25 protein-coding genes and 1 tRNA gene are annotated in these 23,293 nt (G+C 55.1%); 11 read left to right on the plus strand and 15 right to left on the minus strand.

Annotated elements, in window-relative coordinates:
- Both AC2FMY_RS12100 and AC2FMY_RS12105 read right to left on the minus strand, forming a co-directional pair.
- Positions 1-2,820 (minus strand): helicase-related protein, encoded by a 2,820-nt coding sequence (locus AC2FMY_RS12100; RefSeq protein WP_496743948.1) that lies wholly within the window; start codon positions 2,818-2,820, stop codon positions 1-3.
- Positions 2,821-2,850: 30 nt separating this feature from the next.
- A complete protein-coding gene (locus tag AC2FMY_RS12105) occupies positions 2,851-3,420 on the minus strand; it encodes a tetratricopeptide repeat protein (RefSeq protein WP_480749874.1) in 570 nt (189 codons plus the stop codon).
- 68 nt (positions 3,421-3,488) lie between these two features.
- Between AC2FMY_RS12105 and AC2FMY_RS12110 the strand changes: the two genes are divergently transcribed.
- The 4 genes from AC2FMY_RS12110 to AC2FMY_RS12125 are packed head-to-tail and all read left to right on the plus strand — an operon-like array spanning position 3,489 to position 6,867.
- Positions 3,489-3,779 (plus strand): SCP2 sterol-binding domain-containing protein, encoded by a 291-nt coding sequence (locus AC2FMY_RS12110; protein WP_496743950.1) that lies wholly within the window; start codon positions 3,489-3,491, stop codon positions 3,777-3,779.
- Positions 3,779-4,762, plus strand: coding sequence for an alpha/beta fold hydrolase (locus AC2FMY_RS12115; protein ID WP_496807442.1), 984 nt, complete (start codon positions 3,779-3,781; stop codon positions 4,760-4,762). The genes AC2FMY_RS12110 and AC2FMY_RS12115 overlap by 1 nt, the downstream gene beginning before the upstream one ends.
- Positions 4,763-4,813: 51 nt before the next feature.
- The gene (locus tag AC2FMY_RS12120) at positions 4,814-6,634 is read left to right on the plus strand and encodes a M3 family oligoendopeptidase (RefSeq protein ID WP_496807443.1); all 1,821 of its coding nucleotides are present in this window, start codon (positions 4,814-4,816) and stop codon (positions 6,632-6,634) included.
- Entirely contained in the window at positions 6,631-6,867 is a 237-nt protein-coding gene (locus AC2FMY_RS12125) for a hypothetical protein (RefSeq protein WP_496807444.1), read from the plus strand. Before AC2FMY_RS12120 ends, AC2FMY_RS12125 begins: the two co-directional genes overlap by 4 nt.
- Before the next feature lies 1 nt (position 6,868).
- Here the strand turns inward: AC2FMY_RS12125 and AC2FMY_RS12130 are convergent, their stop codons facing one another.
- Positions 6,869-7,138, minus strand: a complete 270-nt coding sequence (locus AC2FMY_RS12130; RefSeq protein ID WP_496743956.1) for a DksA/TraR family C4-type zinc finger protein — start codon at positions 7,136-7,138, stop codon at positions 6,869-6,871.
- Between the two features lie 135 nt (positions 7,139-7,273).
- On the opposite strand from AC2FMY_RS12130, the gene AC2FMY_RS12135 reads away from it, so the two are divergent.
- A complete protein-coding gene (locus AC2FMY_RS12135) occupies positions 7,274-8,452 on the plus strand; it encodes a dipeptidase (RefSeq protein WP_496807445.1) in 1,179 nt (392 codons plus the stop codon).
- Positions 8,453-8,531: 79 nt separating this feature from the next.
- Here AC2FMY_RS12135 and rpoH read toward each other — a convergent pair whose 3' ends face one another.
- Both rpoH and AC2FMY_RS12145 read right to left on the minus strand, forming a co-directional pair.
- Positions 8,532-9,428: an RNA polymerase sigma factor RpoH gene (gene rpoH, locus AC2FMY_RS12140; RefSeq protein WP_496807446.1), complete on the minus strand. Its 897-nt coding sequence runs from the start codon at positions 9,426-9,428 to the stop codon at positions 8,532-8,534.
- A gap of 147 nt (positions 9,429-9,575) precedes the next feature.
- Complete coding sequence (locus tag AC2FMY_RS12145) at positions 9,576-10,610, minus strand: RluA family pseudouridine synthase (protein WP_496807447.1); 1,035 nt, start codon at positions 10,608-10,610, stop codon at positions 9,576-9,578.
- Between AC2FMY_RS12145 and AC2FMY_RS12150 the strand changes: the two genes are divergently transcribed.
- On the plus strand, positions 10,609-10,911 hold the full coding sequence (locus tag AC2FMY_RS12150; RefSeq protein ID WP_480749865.1) for a DUF6476 family protein: 303 nt from the start codon (positions 10,609-10,611) through the stop codon (positions 10,909-10,911). The two genes, AC2FMY_RS12145 and AC2FMY_RS12150, sit on opposite strands and share 2 nt — an antisense overlap.
- 41 nt (positions 10,912-10,952) lie before the next feature.
- Here AC2FMY_RS12150 and AC2FMY_RS12155 read toward each other — a convergent pair.
- Positions 10,953-11,029 (minus strand) — tRNA-His (locus tag AC2FMY_RS12155).
- A gap of 47 nt (positions 11,030-11,076) precedes the next feature.
- Positions 11,077-11,559 carry a GNAT family N-acetyltransferase gene (locus AC2FMY_RS12160; RefSeq protein WP_480749864.1) on the minus strand — a complete coding sequence of 161 codons (483 nt, stop codon included), beginning with the start codon at positions 11,557-11,559 and terminating at the stop codon, positions 11,077-11,079.
- Positions 11,560-11,636: 77 nt separating this feature from the next.
- Here AC2FMY_RS12160 and AC2FMY_RS12165 point away from each other — a divergent pair, with 77 nt between their 5' ends.
- Positions 11,637-11,825: a DUF6324 family protein gene (locus AC2FMY_RS12165; RefSeq protein ID WP_480749863.1), complete on the plus strand. Its 189-nt coding sequence runs from the start codon at positions 11,637-11,639 to the stop codon at positions 11,823-11,825.
- A 4-nt stretch (positions 11,826-11,829) separates the two neighbouring features.
- Here AC2FMY_RS12165 and AC2FMY_RS12170 read toward each other — a convergent pair whose 3' ends face one another.
- From AC2FMY_RS12170 to ribB, 5 genes are all read right to left on the minus strand, one after another.
- Positions 11,830-12,261, minus strand: a complete 432-nt coding sequence (locus tag AC2FMY_RS12170) for an MmcB family DNA repair protein (protein ID WP_480749862.1) — start codon at positions 12,259-12,261, stop codon at positions 11,830-11,832.
- A 289-nt stretch (positions 12,262-12,550) separates the two neighbouring features.
- Positions 12,551-12,856, minus strand: a complete 306-nt coding sequence (locus AC2FMY_RS12175) for a hypothetical protein (RefSeq protein WP_480749861.1) — start codon at positions 12,854-12,856, stop codon at positions 12,551-12,553.
- Between the two features lie 70 nt (positions 12,857-12,926).
- A complete protein-coding gene (nusB, locus tag AC2FMY_RS12180; protein ID WP_496743962.1) occupies positions 12,927-13,409 on the minus strand; it encodes a transcription antitermination factor NusB in 483 nt (160 codons plus the stop codon).
- Positions 13,406-13,957: a 6,7-dimethyl-8-ribityllumazine synthase gene (locus AC2FMY_RS12185; RefSeq protein ID WP_496743964.1), complete on the minus strand. Its 552-nt coding sequence runs from the start codon at positions 13,955-13,957 to the stop codon at positions 13,406-13,408. Before AC2FMY_RS12185 ends, nusB begins: the two co-directional genes overlap by 4 nt.
- A 1-nt stretch (position 13,958) precedes the next feature.
- Complete coding sequence (gene ribB, locus AC2FMY_RS12190) at positions 13,959-15,080, minus strand: 3,4-dihydroxy-2-butanone-4-phosphate synthase (RefSeq protein WP_496743965.1); 1,122 nt, start codon at positions 15,078-15,080, stop codon at positions 13,959-13,961.
- A 271-nt stretch (positions 15,081-15,351) separates the two neighbouring features.
- Here ribB and AC2FMY_RS12195 point away from each other — a divergent pair, with 271 nt between their 5' ends.
- Positions 15,352-16,410: a phosphatase PAP2 family protein gene (locus AC2FMY_RS12195; protein WP_496743967.1), complete on the plus strand. Its 1,059-nt coding sequence runs from the start codon at positions 15,352-15,354 to the stop codon at positions 16,408-16,410.
- Here the strand turns inward: AC2FMY_RS12195 and AC2FMY_RS12200 are convergent.
- The gene (locus AC2FMY_RS12200; protein WP_480749856.1) at positions 16,407-17,000 is read right to left on the minus strand and encodes a riboflavin synthase; all 594 of its coding nucleotides are present in this window, start codon (positions 16,998-17,000) and stop codon (positions 16,407-16,409) included. The genes AC2FMY_RS12195 and AC2FMY_RS12200 overlap by 4 nt on opposite strands.
- A gap of 138 nt (positions 17,001-17,138) precedes the next feature.
- On the opposite strand from AC2FMY_RS12200, the gene AC2FMY_RS12205 reads away from it, so the two are divergent.
- The 3 genes from AC2FMY_RS12205 (at position 17,139) to AC2FMY_RS12215 (ending at position 21,678) form a co-directional block, all read left to right on the plus strand.
- Complete coding sequence (locus tag AC2FMY_RS12205) at positions 17,139-18,449, plus strand: capsule polysaccharide biogenesis protein (protein WP_496744035.1); 1,311 nt, start codon at positions 17,139-17,141, stop codon at positions 18,447-18,449.
- A gap of 95 nt (positions 18,450-18,544) precedes the next feature.
- Positions 18,545-19,675, plus strand: a complete 1,131-nt coding sequence (locus AC2FMY_RS12210) for a polysaccharide biosynthesis/export family protein (RefSeq protein ID WP_496743969.1) — start codon at positions 18,545-18,547, stop codon at positions 19,673-19,675.
- Entirely contained in the window at positions 19,600-21,678 is a 2,079-nt protein-coding gene (locus AC2FMY_RS12215; RefSeq protein WP_496807448.1) for a capsule polysaccharide biogenesis protein, read from the plus strand. Before AC2FMY_RS12210 ends, AC2FMY_RS12215 begins: the two co-directional genes overlap by 76 nt.
- A 7-nt stretch (positions 21,679-21,685) precedes the next feature.
- Here AC2FMY_RS12215 and ribD read toward each other — a convergent pair whose 3' ends face one another.
- Positions 21,686-22,798 carry a bifunctional diaminohydroxyphosphoribosylaminopyrimidine deaminase/5-amino-6-(5-phosphoribosylamino)uracil reductase RibD gene (gene ribD / locus AC2FMY_RS12220; RefSeq protein ID WP_496807449.1) on the minus strand — a complete coding sequence of 371 codons (1,113 nt, stop codon included), beginning with the start codon at positions 22,796-22,798 and terminating at the stop codon, positions 21,686-21,688.
- Positions 22,795-23,265: a transcriptional regulator NrdR gene (gene nrdR, locus AC2FMY_RS12225; protein ID WP_480749852.1), complete on the minus strand. Its 471-nt coding sequence runs from the start codon at positions 23,263-23,265 to the stop codon at positions 22,795-22,797. The genes ribD and nrdR overlap by 4 nt, the downstream gene beginning before the upstream one ends.
- Between the last annotated feature and the right edge of the window lie 28 nt (positions 23,266-23,293).

Genomic DNA, 23,293 nt, shown 5'->3' on the forward strand with positions numbered 1-23,293 from the left:
TCAGTTACCTTCCTTGAGCGCCATCAGCGCAGCAAAGGGGTTGTCCGGATCGATGGCTTTTTCTTTTTTCGGAGGACGGGAAGAGAAGGTCTTGGCACCCTGCAGAGGTTTGCCGCCTTTTTTTCCTTGCGGCTTCCCTCGTCCATCCTGAGGCTTTCCGCGTGGTTTGCCTTTGCCCTGACCCGTGCGCTGCTCCCGGCGTGGCCCGCGGTTGGTTTGACGCTGGCGACCCCACACAAACGTATAAAAAACCTCATTCTCGGGCTCACCCTCAGTCGGAAGGGCGGCTACTGTCTCAGTGACCTCTGCGACCTCTGTTATTTCCGAAGGTTCAGAGTTCTCTGCCTCTACGGCCGCGCTTTCTTGCTCTTCTGCAGCCTCCGCCTGATCTGGCGCTTCCGTCGTCGTAGCAGGCTCTGAAACGGTCTCCGTTGCAGCTGGCTTGATCTTGGGGCGCTCGCCGCGCTCGGCACTATAGCCCAGCCCCTTCATCAACTCGGCAAACTGATCCAATGTCATACCAGTGATCGAAAGCATATCGGCTTTGGCTTCGAACCCGCCCCGGCTGTCCTCGGAACGCAGCATATCCGCCAGGCGCTCCAGCATGTCGATGCGAATCGAACGTTCGCCTGCTGCGCGATAACCGCACATGGTGTCATAGCCATCTGGTGCATCAATTGCAGTTGGAACAGTCACCAAACCAGGCGGCGGCGCCTCGGGGAATTCTTGCAAACCTTCTGCTAGTGACCACAAAACCAGCCTCAACCGCGTCGGGGCGGGTTTCAGCAACAACGGCATAAAGATGGTGAATTGTCCGAATCGAATACCATGTTTGCGAAGTGCGCCGCGCGCGTCCTGGTCCAGATCCTTGACCTCTTGTGCGATCTGAGCACGCGGTAGGATCCCAAACGCTTCGACCATTCTGAACGCAAACCCGCGTGCTAGCCCGGTCAACTCCTCATCCCGCGACAAGGTCAAAAGCGGTTCAAAAAGCGCAGAAATTTTTCGGTCAATGAAATGCTGCAAACGGCGTTGTACCTTTTGCTGCACATCCGGGCCTGCAGCTTCATCCACAAACACTTCAACCTGCGGATTGAGCGGTCCGGCACCCGAGACAAGTTTGCCTACGGCGTACTCGCCCCACATAAGGCCACCCTGTTCGGTGAAATCAATCTCGGTATCGGGAGCATTGTAGAAGCGGTCGGCGCGTAGATGGAATTGCGGTGCCAGAGCCTGCAAAGACGCCGATTTCAGTGCCTTCGCTTCGGCCCCTTGTGCGCTTTTGTCCGGGCTGAACCGGAAGCCTTCCAAACGACCAACGAATTCTCCTTCGACGGTCACTTCACCCTTGTCATTAACCTCGGCCAAAAGGGCCTCCTTCTGCTTGAGCCGGCGCAACAACACGGAAGTGCGCCGATCCACAAATCTTTGTGTCAAACGTTCGTGAAGAGCGTCTGACACCCTGTCTTCTACAGCGCGCGTTTCGGCGCGCCAATGCGATTCGTCACGAACCCAGCCATTCCGCTGGGCGACGTATGTCCATGTGCGAATATATGCCAGTCGTCTGGAAAGTGCATCTATGTCGCCGTCAGTTCTGTCAATACGGCGGATTTGCCGCGCCATGAAGTCCTCATGAATGGCGCCGTGCTCGTGCAGATTGCCGTAGATAACCTCCAAAAGGGTGGCATGTTCAGCATGGCTGATGCCTCGAAAGTCCGGAATGCGGCATACATCCCACAACAACCGAACCGAAGAGCCATCGCTGGCGCGCGCAGCTACCTCAGTCACTTGGGAAAGAGATTTCAACACGTTAAGATCATCGGCAGGCCGTGCCTTGATCAGATGGTCGCTGTCCGGAGCAACCTCAAGAGAGGTGATTAAAGTGTCAATCGAGCCGAACCGCAGAGCCTCGTTTCGCCAGTTCAGCTTTTTGAGAGGCGCAAAGCGGCTTTCCATTATTGCCAGGGCCACACCTTCTTCCAACTGTGGCGCCTCGCCTGTAACGCCAAATGTACCGTCTGACATTCCGCGCCCTGCCCGGCCGGCAATCTGTGCCAACTCATTCGGTGCCAAGGGTCTCATTCGCCTTCCGTCAAACTTGCTTAGCGCCGAGAAAGCTACGTGATTCACATCCAGATTCAGCCCCATGCCAATGGCATCTGTCGCCACCAGATAGTCAACCTCGCCATTTTGGTAGAGCGCTACCTGTGCGTTGCGGGTGCGCGGGCTAAGGGCCCCCATCACCACGGCTGCGCCACCTTTCTGTCGGCGCAGCAATTCAGCAATGGCATAGACATTCTCAACCGAGAAACCGACAATCGCACTGCGCGGCGGCATCCGGCTGATCTTTTTGGAACCTGAATATATCAGTTGCGACATACGTTCGCGGCGCACGAACTGTGTTTGCGGGACAAGCGCGGTGATCGGGCCGCGCATGGTGTCGGACCCCAGAAACAGCGTCTCGTGTGTACCCCGTGCGCGCAGCAACCGATCTGTAAACACATGCCCTCGCTCTGGATCCACACAAAGTTGGATTTCATCCACCGCGACGAAGTCCGCTCCCATTCCTTCCGGCATCGCCTCTACTGTGCAGACCCAATACTGAGCACGCGGCGGCACGATCCTTTCTTCGCCCGTCACTAGCGCCACAACCGATGGCCCGCGAATCGCAACGATCTTGTCATAAACCTCACGCGCCAATAGACGCAGCGGCAGACCAATCACCCCGGTGCGATGCCCCAGCATCCGTTCAATGGCATAGTGTGTTTTGCCTGTGTTGGTCGGGCCCAGAACAGCCACGATTCGGGTTGACCCGTTCACCTATGCCCCCTGCCCCGCATCCAGGGCGATCTAGAGTGATTTGCCCGCCACCTGGGGCTTCAACCGATTCACGGCTTTGGTTACTTCCTCGTGGCTGGGATGTATAGCCAACGCACGCGAATAGATGTCGAAGGCTTTTTCTGGCTGGTTCAAGGCCTCAAAGATCAACCCCAAACCGAAAATCGCGTCATAGTGATTGGGATTAAGCGCCAGCGCCCGCTCGAGATCTGACAGCGCCAAACCGTATCGCTGCAACCCAAAAAACGCGGAAGCGCGAGCATGCCAACCTTCGGCAAAATCGGGCGCGTGATCTGTTAGGGCAGTCAAATGTTCAATAGCGGTCTCAATATCACCGATTTCCAACGCTTCGCGACCTCTTTCAAGCAGGAAATCGGCCGAAGCAGACCCTGACTTGGCCCAAAGCGCCTGCAACTGGCGATCGATATGAATCGATTGCACCGGATCGGCCAGCAACAACTCGCCCAGCAACTTGGCTTCATCGCTTGAATCCGAGTCCTGCGCCACGCTCATTCCGGAAAACGTGACTATGAACGCGATTGCCGCGACGATAGGTTTGAGATTGGGATATTCAAAGCTCATAACAAGAGTCACTGTAGCGTGGCGTCAGAGTAAGTCCAATCACTGCGCCGTATCAATATGAGGAAAAAATGAACGACGTATTAGAGAAGGCCGCGGCCGCACTGAACGACAAACTGGCGGGCGGCGCTTTCGGTGCTTCAGCAAAGTTTTCTATTGCAGAAATGGGTTCGATCGTTCTGGACACTGACGGAGCGCGCGTCAGCGACGAAGATGCCGACGTGACCCTAAGTGCCGATGCCGACACATTCGAACAGATTCTCAGCGGTGAACTGAACCCGACAGGCGCATTCATGTCAGGCAAGCTGACAATTGACGGCGATATGGGTGTCGCGATGCAACTGGCATCGGTTCTGGCCTGATGACCCTGTCGCCGGCCCCCTATTTTTCCGACGTGGCCGGCGAACCAGCTGGCGGGTACGCCCATTGGGTTCAGACGTCTGACGGCATCCGTATCCGCGTAGGCCTCTGGCGGCCTGACGAGGTTCCGCACGGAACTGTAATGATCTTACCGGGTCGCACCGAATACATAGAGAAATACGCAGACGCCGCGCGTGAATTCGTCAGACGCGGATTTGCCTGCCTTGCCGTGGACTGGCGTGGACAGGGGTTGGCGCAAAGACTGCTTAGCGACCCACGCATCGGGCATGTAGGTCATTTTTCGGACTACCAAAAAGACCTGTCGGCTGTCCTTGATCTGGCTTTAGAACTGGCATTGCCCAGACCCTGGTATCTGGTTGGCCACTCGATGGGCGGCGCCATCGGACTGCGCGCGGTCATGGAGAGCGACAGCTTTTCAGCCTGCGCCTTTACCGGGCCGATGTGGGGAATTTTCTTTACCCCGATTATGAAACCACTCAGTTGGGTGACGGCTTATTGGGGACCAAAATTCGGCTTGGGGCATAAAACGCCGCCTACGACGTCGCTGGAGAGTTATGTCGTGACACAGCCGTTTGAAGGTAATGTACTAACGCGCGATCCGGATATGTATCAGATGATGAAGGACCAGTTGGCAGCCCATCCGGAACTGGCGCTTGGGGCACCGTCTACGCTTTGGCTGCGCGAGGCTTTGACCGAGTGCGACTATCTGATGGCACAACCCGCGCCGGACCTTCCCTGCGTTACTTTTCTCGGCAGTCATGAACAAATCGTTGACCGGAAGGCCATCCGGGCGCGGATGGCGAATTGGCCCAAGGGTACTTTGGTTGAGATTCCGGGCGGTGAACACGAGGTACTTATGGAATCCCCTGAAGTCAGAGGTCCGGTGTTCGATAAGATCGCCTCAGTGTTCCAATACGAAAATTCAATTGAAGGGCTGACGGGCCCCAATATGCCTCGCTTGTGATCTTCTGTCGTCACGCTTAGATGTGTGCAACGCAGTTTCATGAGGTGTTCAATGCTCAACCTTCCCTTTCCTTTACAAGATGCCAATGCCAACGGAGGAACAAAGGATCTTGGCGACTTGCCGGAATGGGACCTGACGGACCTCTACACGTCGAAGGATGCCCCCGAACTGGCACGGGATCTGAACTGGCTGGAAAAAGAATGCCCATCCTTTGCTGCAGATTATGAAAACAAGTTAGCAGGTTTGGATGCCGATCAACTGCTACTCTGCGTCCAACGAAACGAAAAAATCAGTTCTATCGCCGGGCGGATCATGTCGTTTGCCGGCTTGCGGTACTATCAACTTACCACCGATGCTGAACGCGCGAAATTTCTGTCAGATTGTCAGGAACAGATCACAGTCTTCACAACGCCGCTGGTCTTTTTCACGCTGGAGCTGAATCGGATCGAAGAAAAGACGCTTAAGGAGCATTTCTCGGCCAATGCAGAGCTAGCGCGCTATGAACCCGTCTTTCGCCGCATTCGCGCGATGAAACCGTATCAGTTGTCGGATGAACTGGAAAAATTCCTGCATGATCTCGGCGCGGTCGGTGATGCGTGGGAGAAGCTGTTCGACGAAACCATTGCCGGGCTGACCTTTTCCGTCGATGGCGAGAGCCTGAGCATTGAAGGCACTCTGAACCTGCTCACCGAGCAGGACCGCACCAAACGCGAGGTTGCGGCACGAGAACTGGCTAGTGTCTTCGCAGACAACATCAAGACCTTCGCCCGTGTTCACAACACCCAGGCAAAGGAAAAAGAGATCATCGATCGCTGGCGCAAGATGCCGACGGCGCAAACAGGCAGGCACCTGTCAAACGACGTGGAATCCGAGGTGGTCGAAGCCCTACGCAAAGCGGTGGTTGCCGCCTATCCCAAGCTCAGCCACCGGTACTATGAGCTAAAACGTAAATGGCTGGGTCTGGACAAGATGCAGGTCTGGGACCGCAACGCTCCGCTTCCGATGGAGGACACGCGTGTCGTCAACTGGGCCGAGGCTGAAAAAACCGTAATGGAGGCATATAACGCCTTCGACCCACGCATGGGCGAAATCGCATCCCCATTCTTTTCAAAAGGTTGGATCGACGCCGCCGTCAAACCCGGTAAGGCCCCCGGCGCGTTCGCCCATCCGACCGTGACCGAGGTGCATCCTTATGTGATGCTCAACTACTTGGGCAAGCCTCGCGATGTGATGACATTGGCCCACGAGTTGGGGCATGGCGTGCATCAGGTTCTGGCTGCCGGACAAGGCGAAATGTTGTCATCGACTCCGCTGACTCTGGCCGAAACCGCCAGCGTATTCGGAGAGATGTTGACCTTCCGCAAGATGCTCGAAAAGGCTGGAACCAACGAGCAACGCAAGGTTCTGTTGGCCGGCAAGGTTGAGGATATGATCAACACTGTCGTCCGACAGATCGCATTCTACGACTTCGAGTGCAAACTGCATGAGGCGCGCCGTGGAGGCGAGCTCACACCAGACGACATAAATGCACTATGGATGAGCGTGCAGGCAGAGAGCCTTGGCCCCGCCTTCGAGTTCATGGACGGGTATGAAACTTTCTGGGCCTATATCCCGCATTTTGTGCACTCGCCCTTCTACGTCTACGCTTATGCATTTGGCGATGGTCTGGTGAACGCGCTCTACACGGTTTACGCCGAGGGCAAATCCGGCTTTGAAGACCTCTATTTCGATATGCTGAAAGCGGGTGGATCGAAGCACCATAAGGAGTTGCTGGCTCCTTTCGGCCTTGATGCAAGCGATCCCAAATTCTGGGACAAGGGCCTGAACATGATATCGGGCTTCATTGACGAGTTGGAGGCGATGGAAGAGTGAACAAACAAGGGCGTTGGGCTGCGCTGAGGACGCGTCTGCGCCCTGCCCTGGTTCGTATCCGCCGCAATGTGCCGCGTGGCTTGAGGATTGTCGTGGGTTTTCTACTCATTCTTGGAGGAGTTTTGGGTTTCCTGCCTGTGCTCGGATTCTGGATGATCCCGCTGGGTATTATGGTCGCGGCGATGGATGTCGATCTCTTTCGCCGCTGGCGACGACGCAGAAACCACCGTTAACTCATTTCAGCTGGCTGTCTTTGGATCCTCGGCGGTTGATGCCACCGCGGGCCTTGAATGTGCTGTCCCTCTCTTGCTGACAATCTATACACAGCTTTACTCCAGGCTGGGCTGCTCGACGTTGTTCAGAAATTGGCTCTTCGCATTCAGCGCAATGTGTCAGGCTCTCGCCTACAGGACGTTTATGCGCTTGCATTCGCGCCAGTTCGTCGTTGATCGACGCCTCTATCTGTTCGCTCACCGCGCCGTCGCGCGCCCATCCACCTGCCATATCGCTCCTCCCTTGCGTCATTCATGCTTACAGGCTTTCAAGGCCGTTTCAAGCTGGTGACGAAACCGACGCCAAGTCAGGCTTTATTTGCGGTGACACCCAGTTACTGTGAAGTGTCAGTGACGGAGGGCAGTGATGCGCAGATTTCTGAAATTGCTTGGCGGTCTGTTCATCATAGTTGTTGTGTCCAGCTTCATTGTTTTTTTCGGGTTTCTTCCAAACTATGTTGAAGACACACGTAACAACGTGATCGACCACGCGCCTTATCCGGTTTCCGACGCGGGTGCTACGTTGCATGAGACGCTGATCGTTGGGGATCTGCATGCCGATCCCCTGCTCTGGAGCCGAGATCTAAACAAAGCCGGCACTCGCGGGCAAGTAGACGTTCCGCGACTAGCCGAAGGGAACGTTGCACTGCAAGTCTTTACCGCAGTTACCAAATCACCCGCCGGCCAGAACTATGACAGCAACTCATCAGATGCTTTCGACAACATCACCTTACTCGCTATCGCTCAAATGTGGCCGCTGCGGACCTGGGCCAGCTTGAAAGAGCGCGCAATCTATCAAGCCGAGAAATTACATAAGTTCGAAGCTGAATCTGATGGCCGCCTGAAGATCATCAAGTCAACCGCAGATCTGGACGCGGTTTTGAACGCCCGCGCCAACGGGGAAATGGTTATCGGAGGCGTATTGGGGATAGAAGGCGCTCATCCCCTAGAGGGCGATCTCGCCAATCTTGATGCAATCTATGATGCCGGGCATCGGGTGTTTGGCCTTCAACACTTTTTCGACAATGACTTGGGCGGCTCTTTGCATGGGAAGTCGAATTCCGGATTGACCGACTTTGGCCGTGCGGTGGTTGCGGAGTTGGCGCGGAGGCCAGTGCTAATCGATCTGGCCCACTCCAGCCCACAAGTCGCACGAGAGGTTTTGGCCATGACGGACATTCCCGTGATTGTCAGTCATGGCGGACTGCATGGGCACTGCGCGGTTAAACGTAACTTTCCCGACGAATTGATGCAGCAGATTGCAGCCACTGATGGCGTCATCGGAATGGGTTATTGGGCCGAAGTGACCTGTGGTGATAACTCTCCCGCCGGGATAGCAGAGATGATACGGGTCGCTGTGGCAACTGTGGGTGAAGACCACGTGTCGCTGGGATCGGATTTTGACGGATCGGTCGAAACGGCATTCGACACATCCGAACTCGCGGCGCTGACGTCTGCACTTTTGGACGAAGGGTTGACGGTACCTCAGATCCGCAAGGTTATGGGCGAAAACATGCTACGTGTTTTGCGCACAAGGTTGCGTTGAACATTGGAGTCGGCAGCACCTTCAAAATTCCCCCACCAAGTCTTAAACCTGTTGGGGGTACGGAGTCACCAGCGCCCAATCAGATACCGTAGAGCATGCCCTTTTCACGGGCAAGTTCGCGCATTTTCTTTTGCAGTTTTTCAAAAGCCCGCACTTCAATCTGGCGAATGCGCTCTCGGCTTACATTGTATTGCGTGCTCAGATCCTCCAGGGTCACCGGCTGATCCATCAGGCGGCGCTGGGTGAGGATGTCTTTTTCACGGTCGTTCAGAACATCAAGGGCCGCAGCCAGAAGTTCGCGCCGCGCCTCCAACTCGTCACGCGCCTCATAATCTCCGGCCTGATCCGCATCTTCATCTTCCAACCAGTCCTGCCACTGCATGGCGCTGTCGCCTTCGGTGCCGACAGTTGCGTTTAGTGATGCATCCCCGCCTGACATGCGGCGGTTCATGCTGATCACGTCTTCTTCAGACACTCCAAGATCGTTTGCAATCTGCGCGACATTTTCCGGGCGTAGGTCGCCCTCCTCCAACGCACCGATACGGGCCTTGGCCTTGCGAAGGTTGAAGAACAGCTTCTTCTGCGCTGAAGTCGTGCCAAGCTTGACCAGCGACCAGGAGCGCAGAATGTACTCCTGGATCGATGCGCGGATCCACCACATCGCATAGGTCGCCAGACGGAAACCCTTCTCAGGATCAAACCGCTTTACGGCTTGCATGAGACCGACGTTGGCCTCGGAAATCACCTCGGCCTGTGGTAAGCCATAACCACGGTATCCCATTGCGATCTTGGCCGCCAAACGCAGGTGGGACGTCACCATCTTGTGAGCGGCCTCAGCATCCTGCTCTTCGACCCAACGCTTGGCCAGCATGTATTCTTCTTCCGGTTCAAGTAGAGGAAACTTGCGGATTTCCTGCATATAGCGGTTCAGGCCGCCTTCCGGCGTCGGGGCTGGCAGATTTGCATAATTCGCCATGTCCGTGTCCCTCCAGACTTCAATGTTTAGTCATTTAACATAGGATATGGGTCGTGAATACTTCCCTTTCAAGGGGCGGGTTAACAGTCTGTTCTTAAACTTTCATTAAGGAAAGATAAGTTTCCGAGGATCACAGTGATTTGCGCATTATGACAATGGTTCGCGCAACTCGGAAATTAATGTCTTCATGTCCTTAGGTACTGGCGATTCAAACCGCAGAGCTTTGCCTGTTACCGGATGTTCGAACCCCAGAACAGCCGCATGCAGTGCCTGACGCGGGAAATTCCGAACTGCTTCGACAGCTTCGCATGCAAACGACTGTTCCGGCAACTTTCTCTTACCCCCATAAACGGGATCGCCAACCAGCCCATGCCCCGCATGGGCCATGTGCACGCGAATCTGGTGCGTCCGACCTGTCTCAAGCCAGCATTCGACCAGCGCCAAAACCGGGGGAGCACCGTATACCTCGACCACCCTAACCCGGGTCACCGCGTGACGACCGCCATGAAACAGAACCGCCTGTTTCTGCCTGTCAGTCTTGTGACGTGCCAATTGGGTGGTCAGACGCAAAATGTTGCCCGGCTCGAAGCTTGCTCCTTTGACGCCCCGCAAACGCGGATCACTTCTGTCAGGAACACCATAACAAACCGCCCGGTAATAACGTTCCACGCTGTGCGCCTCGAACTGGACCGCGAGACCGTGATGCGCAGCATCCGATTTTGCCACAACGAGTAACCCGCTTGTATCCTTGTCGATCCGGTGGACGATACCTGGGCGCTTGACACCGCCAACCCCAGACAACTTGTCGCCACAATGATGCAGCAGAGCATTTACCAGCGTCCCGCCAGGCGATCCTGGCGCCGGGTGAACAACCATTCCAGCGGGCTTGTTGATGACGACTAGATCTTTGTCTTCATAAACGACGTCCAACGGAATATTTTCCGGGCCTATGTGGCTGTCTTTGGCATCTTCGATCAATATAGAGATACGACTTCCTTCAGCGACACGTGCCTTGGCATCCAAAATAGCAGCACCATCGACCGAAACCGCCCCGCTTTCGATCAGACGGGCAAGACGGGTACGCGACAGGTTGGCCTGGTCTGGCACATCCCGCGAAAGCGCCTTATCAAGGCGGGGTGGCGGAGACGCCGCAATTTCGAACTCAATCAGGCGGGTACCCATGACTGTCCCTTCCGAACCGCAAGAACCGCTGGAAACGCCACAACTTAAACTCTTGAGGCGTATGGTCATGTTACTGACGGCGGTAATGATTGGCGGGGTTGTATTGACATTTGCGCTGATTGTCATCCGTTTGTCCGATCGCACCCCTAATTTGCCGGACGAGGTCGAATTACCCGGCGGCGCTCGCGCTCAGGCCGTGACCATCGGGAACAACTGGTATGCGGTGGTGACGGATGACAACCGGATCATGATCTTTGACAAAACGACAGGCAATCTGAGACAGCAAATCGAGGTCGAATGAAACCGCAATAGCTTGTGCGTCGATACCCTATAATCGAGAGATGGTACCGCCTCCCTGGCTTGAACAGGGGACCTCTGGATCCACAATCCAGCGCTCTAACCAACTGAGCTAAGGCGGCACTTGTGAGGGGCGATGTACCCAACGCGTCCCGGGATTGCAAGAGGGTTATAGCTGAATTCTCCAGCTTTGTTCGATCAAGTCGACCCCAAATGAACGCACAGATTTGCAGGCTTCTAGCTGCCAGCCAAAGGCCGCATAAAGCCCACAGGCCGCACGGTGGCTTTCATGCGTCCAAAGCACCATTTCGCTGTATCCAGCCTCGCGGGCGAACCCCATGCAGGTACCAAGTAGACGTTTGCCTAACCCTTTTCCGCGCGCTTCAGGAACCAAAAGGAAAAGGCGCAACTTTGCCACGGCATCACCGGCAGAGACACAAAAAACGCTTCCTAGTCGTTGCCCATCGACTTCAGCGATCCACCCCTTTTCACGATTGGGATCGTTGCAAGCGATGAACTCCTCAAGGATGCTTGCGACCAACGGCGCAAATGTATCGTCAAATCCTTCTTCACGAGCATAGAGCGTTCCGTGGCGTTCCACCAACCACGGAGCATCTTCGGGGCGAAATCTGCGAAGCGACACATCTGACATGCCTCATAAGACCGCAAAGGGCGCTTGATTCTCAACCCGCTGCGGGCTAGCACGAATACTCATTTCCGGAGGCCGTCATGGGCATCAATACCGAACGCGACATCGAAGCGAATTTGCAGATCGGGCCGACCGATCAAGGCATGGTGCGCCTGTTCATCGAGGCGGGCGACCTTGAGGTTCCGATGGACTTCGATCCGGAAGAAGCCGAAGAAATCGCAGAAGAAATCCGCGCGGCGGCGCAAGCGGCAAGAAGCGTTAAAAGCTGAACAGCTACAGCTTCGGATCTCGCAGAGCGCGCAACCGTCGAGCTGCGTCCATTGCAAACTTCTGGATCATTTTTTTGCGACGTGGGGGCGCAACCTTTTCTTCCGGAGCCATTCGGATGATTTCGGCATCATAGGCATCCGCGATGATCAGTCCCGTATCCCGGGGCAGCATTTCGGTTGGGAACTCGATATCGACGGCCCAAAAAAAACGATCGCACCATTCCAAATAACCGTGCCATTTCGAATCTGCCTGATAGTCGGCCCGACTGGACTTGCACTCGATCACCCAAAGCTCTCCCTTGGGACCTAACCCCATCACGTCAACACGGAGCCCACGTGCAGGAACAAATTCTTCAACAGAAACAAAACCATGAGTCGATAAGTGTCGCGCCACCCCGCGCGCAAGTCTCTGGCCTGGTTGTAAATCGAGAGTCATGCTGCAAGGGTGAACAATAAGTGAACAAAAAGCAAGTCCGAGTGAGCTTGGAAAATCTTAGCGCCTACCCTCTTGTGCAATCTCACTGCAAAGCCTACTTAGGCTGTCGGCGGGTTCTGCCCTTCTCGTGTCAGGCAGTATTCCGGTGGCCTTAACCATTTCCGAGGGGGCTGGCTCTGTTCAGGTCCTGGCCTGATTACCTGGCACCCACCTGTACATGCAGGTCCTCGGGAATCAACGCCCCACGGTTGTCTGGTGGTCCCGCCACTTTTCCATTTCCGTAAATAATTCAGCGCCTTTCGCTTGCCTTTTGCTTCACAAAGGCGGGTTTCAAACCTGGAGCAATCGGCGTACCGCCCCGAGGTTTGTCAGGTTTCTCGGCCATACTCATGATCTTCCAGGCAAACTGAACACCAGCAAAAACAACGCCATTCATGAACCAGATCATACCCAAGGCCATCGGTCCAACTTCTGATCCAAGGATCAGGCCGCGCAAGTTAGCCACATTCAGAGCCAGGAGCACGCCAACGAAGATCGCCGACAAGATGAAACCAATAAGAACCTGTGTGATATAGAGACGGACGAGTTTCGGCATGCTGTGTCTCCTTGCACCATGACATTCAATCTAGCGCATATGAAGCCAAGGTAAAGCGCGCACCTGCGTGTCAGAAAGACTCTGGCTTGGCTTCGCGTGCCATATGATCCAGCACAGCGTTCACGAATTTAGGTTCCTTGCCATCCGGGAAGAAGGCCCGAGCAATTTCCACGAACTCGTTGATAACGACCTTTGGTGGTGTATCGCTTTGTGTGAGTTCCGCTCCTGCAGCGCGGAAGGCAGCCCGCAGCGTCGGGTCGATCCGCGAAATCGGCCATTTGGCTACGAGCGCCCGGTCAGTCATCTGGTCGATTGCAGCCTGATAGTTCACTGCGTCATCCACCAGTCTGCTGAACAACGAGACATCACCCGCAATCATCTCGTCGCCCTCATAGATAGCTCCGAAACGGTGGTCCAGAAATTCACGCACCACTTGTTCGGTGGTTTGACCGGATTGCTCCATCTGGAATAACGCCTGCACGGCATAAAGTCGTGCCGCGGACTTCATCATGCGTTTCCTGCTGCCCGGTTTGGGTGCTTCTTTGGTATTCATGCCGTCGAGGGTCCGTTGCTGTCGCCCGCCACAAGGATGGACTCGGACGGCGGCTTGAACCCGACGCCCTTCTTCGAAGCGCCCCATTTACGGCTGAGCGCGATCAGATGCAAGGCCGCAGCCGCAGCCCCTCCCCCTTTGTTCATTTGTTTGGTGTCTGCGCGCACAATGGCCTGTTCGCGGTTCTCAACCGTCAGTATGCCATTACCAATACAAAGCCCCTGCAACCCCATCAGCTGAAGCGCACGGCTGCTGTCATTGCATACTGTGTCGTAATGCGTGGTTTCCCCCCGGATCACGCAACCCAGCGCGACATAGCCATCAAAGTTACGCTGGCGATCGGCCATGGCGATAGCCGTCGGCACTTCCAAAGCCCCTGGAACCTCCGCGACTTCCCAAGTCCCTTTCGCCGCTTCGATCTCTGCCCTTGCACCCGCAATAAGATCGTCAGCGATATCCTTGTAGTAGGGTGCCACAACGATGAGAAGTTTGACCGGATCGTCGAATTCCGCGCGCGGCAACGTATAGTGGGTTTCATGTCCGGCCATTTCAGTCATCCTTTAGGATGGGGCGGGTGCCGACAATGGAAAGACCAAAGGCATCCAGACCCAGATATTTTGTTTGTGGAGAGTCGGTTAGCAGGATTAGTTCGTGAACACCCATCTTCGACAGTATCTGTGCGCCCAGACCGGTTTGTTTAATCGTGCGCGGACCTTCGTCCTCGGTCGCATAGAGAGAATTTCGAGGTTGCCGAAACAAGCAAACGACTCCGCGTCCTTCCGCCGCGATCTTTTCCATGGCGCGGGGCAGTTCTTTGACTGATTTCACACCTATCCCAAGAACGTCAGACGCCTCATGCAACGCGTGGGTCCGGGTCAGTACAGGTCCCGGAGTCGAAATGTCTCCCTTGACCATTACCACGTGCTCAATACCATGAGTCTGGTCCGTGAATAACCGCAATTCCCACTCGCCACCATATTCCGATTGCACCACCTCGCGCGAGGTCTCGACCACCAGATTGTCATTGCGCGCGCGATAGGCAATCAGATCATTGATGGTGCCAATTTTCATTTCGTGCTGTTTCGCGAACTCAACCAAATCCGGCAAGCGTGCCATCGTGCCGTCTGGCTTCATTATTTCGCAAATGACGCCGGAAGGGTTCAGACCAGCAAGTCGGGATATGTCCACCGCTGCTTCGGTATGGCCCGCTCGCACCAACACGCCACCCCGCTTGGCGCGCAATGGAAAAATGTGGCCCGGCGTCGCCAGATGCGCCATCGTGTTCAGTTCGTTGATCGCTGTTGCTACAGTCAGTGCCCGGTCACTTGCTGAAATACCGGTGCTGACGCCTTCGCGGGCCTCAATCGAAACGGTGAAAGCGGTTTCGTGCCGGGATGAATTGTTGACCGCCATCATCGGCAACCCCAGCCGGTCAATCCGCTCGGCCGTCATCGGCAAACAAATCAACCCGCGCCCATGGGTCGCCATGAAATTAATTGCATCAGCATCCGCAAACTCCGCTGCGATCACCAGATCCCCTTCGTTCTCACGATCCTCGTGGTCAACCAGGATATACATACGACCCAACCTGGCCTCATCAATGATCTCCTCAATGGGGCTGATCGCATCACGCAACTGGGCCTCGACTGGACCGGGTGTTTCAAAGCTCATGTGGCAGCCTTTCGCAGCGCAAGTCTTGCCGGGCGGGAATAGACCACAACACCGGTAAAGACCAGACCGCAAAACAGCATAGGCAACTTTGAAATGACGTGGATTTACATCCCAGATCGTTTCGCCAGCAGACACAGCCACCGCAACATTCTTGGGAATACTATCACCTCTGCCACAATAACGCCCGATTGATGCCTATCCGCTGTCAGAATAAAATCTGACATATCGACAAGTGGTTTCCTCATCTTGAACAACTACGGCACGATCGGGCATGGCTATTACAACAGAATTTCCTAGCCAGCACTCAGCGCTGGGTGATATCGTTAGAAGGCGAAAGCTGCTCCTTTCGATTGTCTCGTGCTATTTGCTGGTCGGTGCTCTTATTGGCAGCATTATCGGCTTGGATTTCTGGCCGAAAGTTCAATCGCACGTTTCTGGCGGGTTGTACGTCTTGCGGTATTTCTTGTTTCTCTTTGGCGGCATCTATCTGGTTTGGCGCTTTGCCGTTGCCGCGTTCCGTGTAAAACCAAAGAAACCTATTCAATGGTTTGTTAACGACTTACGTTCGACATTCTTGGGGCCGTCCAATCTGCTTGAGGGTGCAATCTGTTTTCTGGCAATCACCATCTTTATTGCCGGCTTTGCGTTCTTCAAAAACTTGATTCCGATATTCAACCCCTTTGCTTGGGATCCGTACTTCTCCGCTCTGGACCGAAGCATTCACGGTGGGGCGGATCCGTGGACTTTGATATGGAACGTCTTTGGGTCACCGATTGCGACCTATCTTTTGAGTCTCGCATATCATATCTGGTTCGTCGTCGTGTATTTGGCCATATTCGTCGCTGCCTTCGACCGAAAAAACCCCGGAAGAGGAGCTGAATTCCTGATCGCATTCCTACTTACCTGCATCGTCGGCGGTACAATTATGGCGATGGTTTTTTCATCTGGTGGTCCTGTGTATTTTGAAGCATTCGGATATGGTGACACCTATGCCGAACAATTGCGAAAGCTGGAAACCGTCGGAAGAACTTACACACTTTGGGTGCTGGATGTTCAAGATTCTGTACTGCTAAAATTCCGTGAAGACGGTATCAGCCTGATTTCCGCGATGCCAAGCATGCACGTCGCCTCTAGCGTGGTTATTGCCTTATTCGGCTTCAGCTACTCGCGCCTGTGCGGCTGGTTGCTTAGTGCGTTCGCCCTTTGCGTAATGATTGGTTCAGTTCATCTCGCCTGGCACTACGCTGTGGACGGGTACATTGGGGCGGCAACGGCATTCGGTTGCTGGTTGAGTGCAAAGTCGCTGGTTCGAAAATTTGGAGAAGGTTAGAGTTGTCCAGCTTCCGTCAAACGGGCGACATACCGAGCCAAAGTATCAATTTCGAGGTTCACGCGATCTCCGACCTCTACCCTCCCCCACGTGGTCACCTCCTTGGTGTGCGGGATGAAATTGATTCCGAACTCGCATCCCTGGACATCATTGACCGTCAGGGAAGTACCGTTCAAGGCGACCGACCCCTTGGGAGCAATAAATTTGGCAAGCTCCTGAGGTGCCCGCAGCGTGACCCGCGTGCTGTCCCCCTGGTCATCTACCGACATGATTTCTGCTACCCCGTCCACGTGCCCTGAAACGATGTGTCCACCCAACTCGTCACCAACTTTCAGAGCTCGCTCAAGGTTGACGCGCTTCCCCACGTGCCATTCGTCGAAATTGGTCTTGGATACCGTCTCTGCGCTGATCTGAACATCATACCAAACATCGCCTAGAGCTATAACCGTCAAACAAACGCCGTCACTGGCAATCGATGCACCAATATCAATGGTGTCGGTATCATAAGCAGTTCGGATCCGCGCTCGCAAATCTCCCTGTTGATCCAGTTCCACCACGGTTCCGATATCGGTGACGATCCCTGTAAACATGCCGTTAACTCTCCGAGGGTAGCGTTCAGTCCCGAACTACCCCTCCCGAACGGCTGCGGCAAGTCCCGCCTTGCGCGAATTTCAGAGAGTCGCCATAGTTTGCAAAAACAACCGCCGCCGCGGCCGCGAGCAGTATCGATGACACAAGCGCCAACGAATTCCAACATTTCGGCTTCAGGGCGGGTGTTTTTGTTTCTGCAAGGTCCTCACGGACCGTTCTTTTCGATGCTTGGGGGCTTGTTGCGTCAAGCAGGCGCAACGGTTTGGCGCGTAGGATTCAATTCAGGCGACCAGGCGTTTTGGAATGATGCAGACAGCTTTATCCCTTTTCGCGACCAACCGGATGAGTGGCCCGCAGCTATTGACGCGTTATTGAAACACCACGGAGTCACCGATATCGTATTGTACGGCGACACTCGCCCTGTTCACGCCCTTGCCGTTGAAGCAGCGGGAAAAATGGGCATCGTCACACACGTTTTCGAGGAAGGTTATTTGCGCCCGTGGTGGGTAACTTATGAGCGAGGCGGCTCCAACGGGAACTCACGATTGATGCAGATGGAACTTGACCAGATGCGGCATGCGCTGGATCAGGCTGGTACCGACACCCCTCCACCACCCGCCCACTGGGGCGACATGCGCCAGCACATTTATTATGGCGCGCTATATCACTGGTTCGTAATGCTCCTGAACCAAAAATATAAAAACTTCCGCCCCCACCGCGCGCTACCCGTGTCCAAAGAGTTCCGCCTGTACTTCAAACGCTTGTTGTTTATGCCCCTGCGCCGGATCGAGCGATTTCTGGCTACGTCCCGAGTGCAACGCGGCGGGTTTCCATATCACTTGGTCCTTCTGCAATTGGAGCATGACAGTTCCTTCCAAAGCCATTCCGACTTTTCCTCCATGACCGAGTTTTTGGAACTAGTGATCGAAGGTTTCGCCAACGGCGCCCCGGCACATCACCACCTTGTCATCAAGGAACACCCACTGGAAAACCGTCAAGTACCACTACGCCGCGTAGTGGGCCACCTTGGGCGCAAGTTCGGCGTGTCGGGACGCATACATTATCTACCTGGTGGCAAACTCGCAAAACTGTTGGACGATGCCCATACCGCAGTCACGATCAACTCGACTGCCGGGCAACAAGTTTTGTGGCGAGGCAAACCTTTACGCGCATTCGGGCGCTCGGTTTACGGCAAGCCCGAATTCGTGTCTCTACAGCCTATCAGTGAATTCTTCGCGCACCCACGACAGCCCAACATCCATGCCTACCGTGACTACCGGCGCTTCCTCCTGGAAACGAGTCAGATTCCTGGCGGATTTTATTCACAGGGAGGACGCAGGCAATTGCTAAGACATGTCATCGACATGATGCTGAATTCCCAAGACCCTTATGAGGCGCTTGCAGCCAAGACAGAGTCCCGGCGGCAACAGTTGCGGGTTGTAAGGTAATATCTCAGTCTATCGCTGGAAAGTCGCACGGGAACCGTATAAGTTGCGCAAAACTCGGAAGACCGAGCGTAAATAATCGAGGAGTTCGGGCAGTGATGGGGATATCCCGCGTTTGGGCCAGATCTTGCGCCCTTTTCGTGTCAGTTGGCCTATTTTCGGCCTGCGCGCTTCCCAAATCTGGGCCAAATGAAAAGGAAATCCTTGCAGGCTCCATTCAGGAGAGCGGGAATGCGCATGTCGTTCTTGTTGACGACCGGGTAGCTAGGGCTTCCGCCTCGGTCCCGAATCTGGGTTTTTCATCGGCCTTTCGTAGCGCTTCGAACATTACCGCCGACACTATTCGCCCAGGCGATGTATTGGGTTTGACCGTGTGGGAGAACGTGGATGACGGTCTACTAAGCGGCGACCTTGGAAACTCCACTATACTCGAAGAAGTTCAGGTCGACAGCGACGGCTACATTTTCATGCCCTATGCGGGACGCGTCCGCGCGTCCGGCAATACACCCGAGCAATTACGCGAATTAATCACCTCCAAACTGCAAGATCAGACGCCTGATCCGCAAATCCAAGTTCGCCGCCTTGCGGGCGACGGTGCAACGGTTGCTCTGACTGGGGCTGTCGGGGCACCCAGCGTCTATCCAATAGAACGCCCAACGCGTACTCTTGCCAACATGCTGGCAAAGGCCGGTGGCGTCACAGTTGAACCGGAAATTGCCCTTGTGACTGTAATCCGGGGGCCGCATAGAGGAACGATTTGGTACCAAGATCTCTTCAAGGATCCTAGCCTCGACATCGCTTTGCGTGGTGGCGACAGAATTCTGGTCGAAAAGGATACCAGATCGTACGTTGCTTTGGGATCCACCAACAGTCAGGCCCGCGTCGCGTTTGAGAGCCAAGACTTGTCCGCAATTGAAGCGTTGGCGCAGGTTGGGGGGTTACAATCCTTTTCTTCCGACCCAACGGGCATTTTCGTTTTGCGCAACGAAACGCAGGATATCGCGCGGAACGTTTTAGGGCAGCCGGGTCTGCAAGGCGCGCAGCGATTGATTTACGTCCTGAATCTGACCGCCCCCAACGGATTGTTCGTTGCCCGTGATTTTGTCATCCGGGACGACGACACGATTTATGTGACCGAAGCGCCCTATGCGCAATGGACCAAAACCGTATCGCTTATCGCAGGTGGTTTGACGCCGGTTGCCAATGTCGCGACGCTGACCGGCTCTTGATCGTGGGCAAGACCCACGAAGCGATAGACGGAAATGACCGAACCCGCTTGTTCGTATTCAACGGTGGGTTTCTGACCCAACGACGTTTGCGGCGGATTCTTACGCTTAAAGGCTTCGATATTCGGGTTGGCCTTCCAGTTGACGGCGACCTTGTCGGCGTTTGGGGGAATAGTCCCACCGCACATCGCGGCCGGAACATTGCTTCAAGGCGTAACCTGCCCGTTCTGCATATCGAAGATGCATTTCTCCGCTCGATGAAACCGGGACGCAGCGGCGAACCTCCTTTGGGACTTTTGCTGGATGGTTCCGGGGTTCACTTTGACCCAACCGTACCGTCGGACCTGGAACAACTGCTTGTTTCGCATCCACTTGATGATACCGCCCTATTGGATCGCGCACGCGGTGCCATAGAACGGATGAAAGAAGCACATCTAAGCAAATACTCTGCCCACGATATTGGCGAGAGTATTCCTGACCCCGGTTATGTTCTGGTCCTCGACCAAACACGCGGCGATGCCGCCGTGGCCGCAAACGGCGGCACAGACGCCATGTTTCGCGAAATGCTAATTTTCGCTCAAGAGGAACACCCCGGAGCACGCGTGATCATCAAAACGCATCCGGAAACATCAGCAGGATTTCGCCCCGGTCATTACTCGACGGCGGACATGACTGACCGCGTATCCCTATTGGATCGCTCTGTCAGCCCATGGGCTTTGCTAGATGGCGCGGTGGGTGTCTACACTTTGTCCTCTCAAATGGGGTTCGAAGCCATTTTGGCAGGGCACAAACCACGGGTCTTTGGACAGCCTTTTTACGCAGGTTGGGGCCTGACCCAGGACGAAAACCCACTCCCGCGCCGTACTCGCAAACTGACCCGAGCACAACTGTTTGCTGCAGCGATGATGCTTTATCCGACATGGTACGACCCCTATCGTGATAAACTATGCGACTTGGAAACCGTTCTGGACGCGCTCGAAGCGCAAGCACGCGCGTGGCGCGAAGACAACCATGGCTGGACTGCTTCAGGTATGCGGATATGGAAGCGGCGGCATCTGCAAGACATGTTCGGTCAACAGAAAAGAATCCAATTTGTCGACAAAGTCGAACCTTCTTCGCAAAGACGGCATATGGCGTGGGCCACACACGCGGGCGATGTGGAAGGTATCGTGCGGGTCGAGGATGGCTTTCTACGCTCCCGCGGGCTGGGTGCAAAGCTTGTTCCACCACTCTCTCTGGTGACGGATGACTTGGGTATCTACTATGATCCGACCCGCCCCAGTCGATTAGAAACTTTGATCACCGCTCGCGAGACCTTGCGTCCCGACCAACGTTTGCGAGCCGAGCGTCTGTTAGAGCGCGTTATTCACGAAGGACTGAGTAAATACAATATCGAAGGCCCAATTCCGCAACTGCCTGACGGATATCGCATACTCGTTCCCGGTCAGGTCGAGGACGATATGTCGATCCGAAAAGGGGCAAGCAGTATCCGGACCAATCTCGAACTCCTGCAAGCCACACGCGAAGCCAATCCAGAAGCAGTCATTGTCTACAAGCCCCATCCCGACGTCGAAGCCGGCCTTCGAGAGGGGGCGATAGATACCTCAGCATTAGCCGATGTCGTCGCCACAGGCACAAGTCCTGCCGAATTGCTAATGCAAGTTCAGGAAGTATGGACAATTACATCCCTTATCGGCTTTGAGGCACTGATCAGAGGGATAAAAGTCACGACATTGGGCGCGCCTTTCTATGCCGGTTGGGGTTTGACGAAGGATCTTGGCGCGGTCCCCGCGCGCCGCGGAGCGCACCCAACTGTACAAGGACTCGCACATGCTGCACTTATCGACTACCCTCGCTATCGCGATCCTGTGACCGGGTTACCCTGTCAGGTCGAAGTCGTCATAGATCGCCTCGTGCATTCGGACATACCGAAAACCGGATTAGTCAACCGCCTTTTATCAAAGGTTCAAGGGGCGTTTGCGTCATACACTCATTTGTGGCGATGAAGCAGTTTCACCGCGGTTTTAAGTTCAAATCTCTTGTCCAACGCATCAACACATCACCGCCGACATCACGTGTCTCAACGAGTTCAAAGCGCGGCGCTTCTTGAAGATGATTCAAACCAAGCGCGCTGATGGCAGGCAATCCTTCCGCTCCGATCGCAATACCTGCAGAAAAACCGATCAACTCGTCAACCAGATCCTCGGATAACAACGTTGCCGCCAGTGCCGCACCACCTTCACAAAAAACCCGGGTCAATCCAGCCTTGCCCAATTGTTGCAGCAAATCTGAAGCATCGATCTGGGTTCCATTCACCGCGCAGGGAATAAGTCGGGCCCCCATACCTTCCCACGCACGGATCCGTTCAATGTCAGCACCGGGTCCATGACACAGCCAAACCGGGATGTCCGACGCTGTACGCGCCAATTGCCCCATCAGCGGCAAGTCAAGATGCCGCGATACCACCACGCGAACAGGCTGAGTTTCGATACCAAGATCCCGCACAGTTAACGAAGGATCATCCGCCCTTGCTGTTCCCGCACCCACCATCACCGCGTCGTGATGCGCACGCATGGCGTGGACAGTGCGACGCGCTTCCGGGCCAGTGATCCATTTGCTTTGCCCCGTCGCCGTAGCGATACGACCATCAAAGCTGCTCGCAAGTTTGAGCGTCACAAACGGGCGCCCCTGCTCGGTCTTCAGAAAGAAACCGGCATGCTCGCGAGCCGCCTGTTCGCTCAGTACGCCGGAAACAACTTTGATCCCCGCATCTTGCAGCATGGCAAAGCCTTGCCCAGAAACTCGAGGATCGCTGTCCTCAATCGCGCAAATCACACGCGCAACCCCTGCGGCGATTAGGGCATCTGAACAAGGCGGCGTCTGACCATGATGCGCACAAGGTTCTAAGGATACATAGACCGTTGCGCCCCGCGCAGCCTCGCCTGCCTGCGCCAATGCTTGCGTTTCGCCATGTGGCCGACCTCCGGGTTGGGTCCAGCCACGACCAACGATCCGTCCATCTTTTACGATGACACAGCCAACGGCCGGATTTGGCCAACACAAACCTTGATTGCGCCGGCCCAAGGACAGGGCCAACGCCATATATCGCTTCTCTGTATCGTTCATTCTTCCGTCGGTGGCTGCGGTGGGCGCAACTCGTGGACAAAATCTTCGAAATCGTCGGCTGCCTGGAAATTCTTGTAAACACTGGCAAAGCGCACATAGGCCACCGTGTCGATCCGCGCCAGCGCTTCCATCACGATCTCACCAATCTTGTTGGAGGGAATGTCCGTTTCCCCCATGCTTTCCAGCCGTCGCACAATGCCTGAGATCATCTGGTCGATCCGCTCAGGTTCAATCGGGCGTTTCTGCATCGAAATGCGGATCGAACGCTCCAATTTGTCGCGATCAAAATCCTCTCGCTTCCCGTTTGTCTTGATCACAACCAGATCGCGCAACTGAACCCGCTCGTAAGTTGTGAACCGCCCACCGCAAGCCGGACAGAACCGACGTCGCCTGATCGCCACATGGTCCTCTGCTGGACGTGAATCTTTGACCTGAGTATCGATATTTCCGCAAAACGGGCAGCGCATCCGCCGTCTCCTCGTCCCTTGTCCGCCT

The sequence above is a fragment of the Ruegeria sp. YKSE079 genome (genome assembly GCF_059612845.1).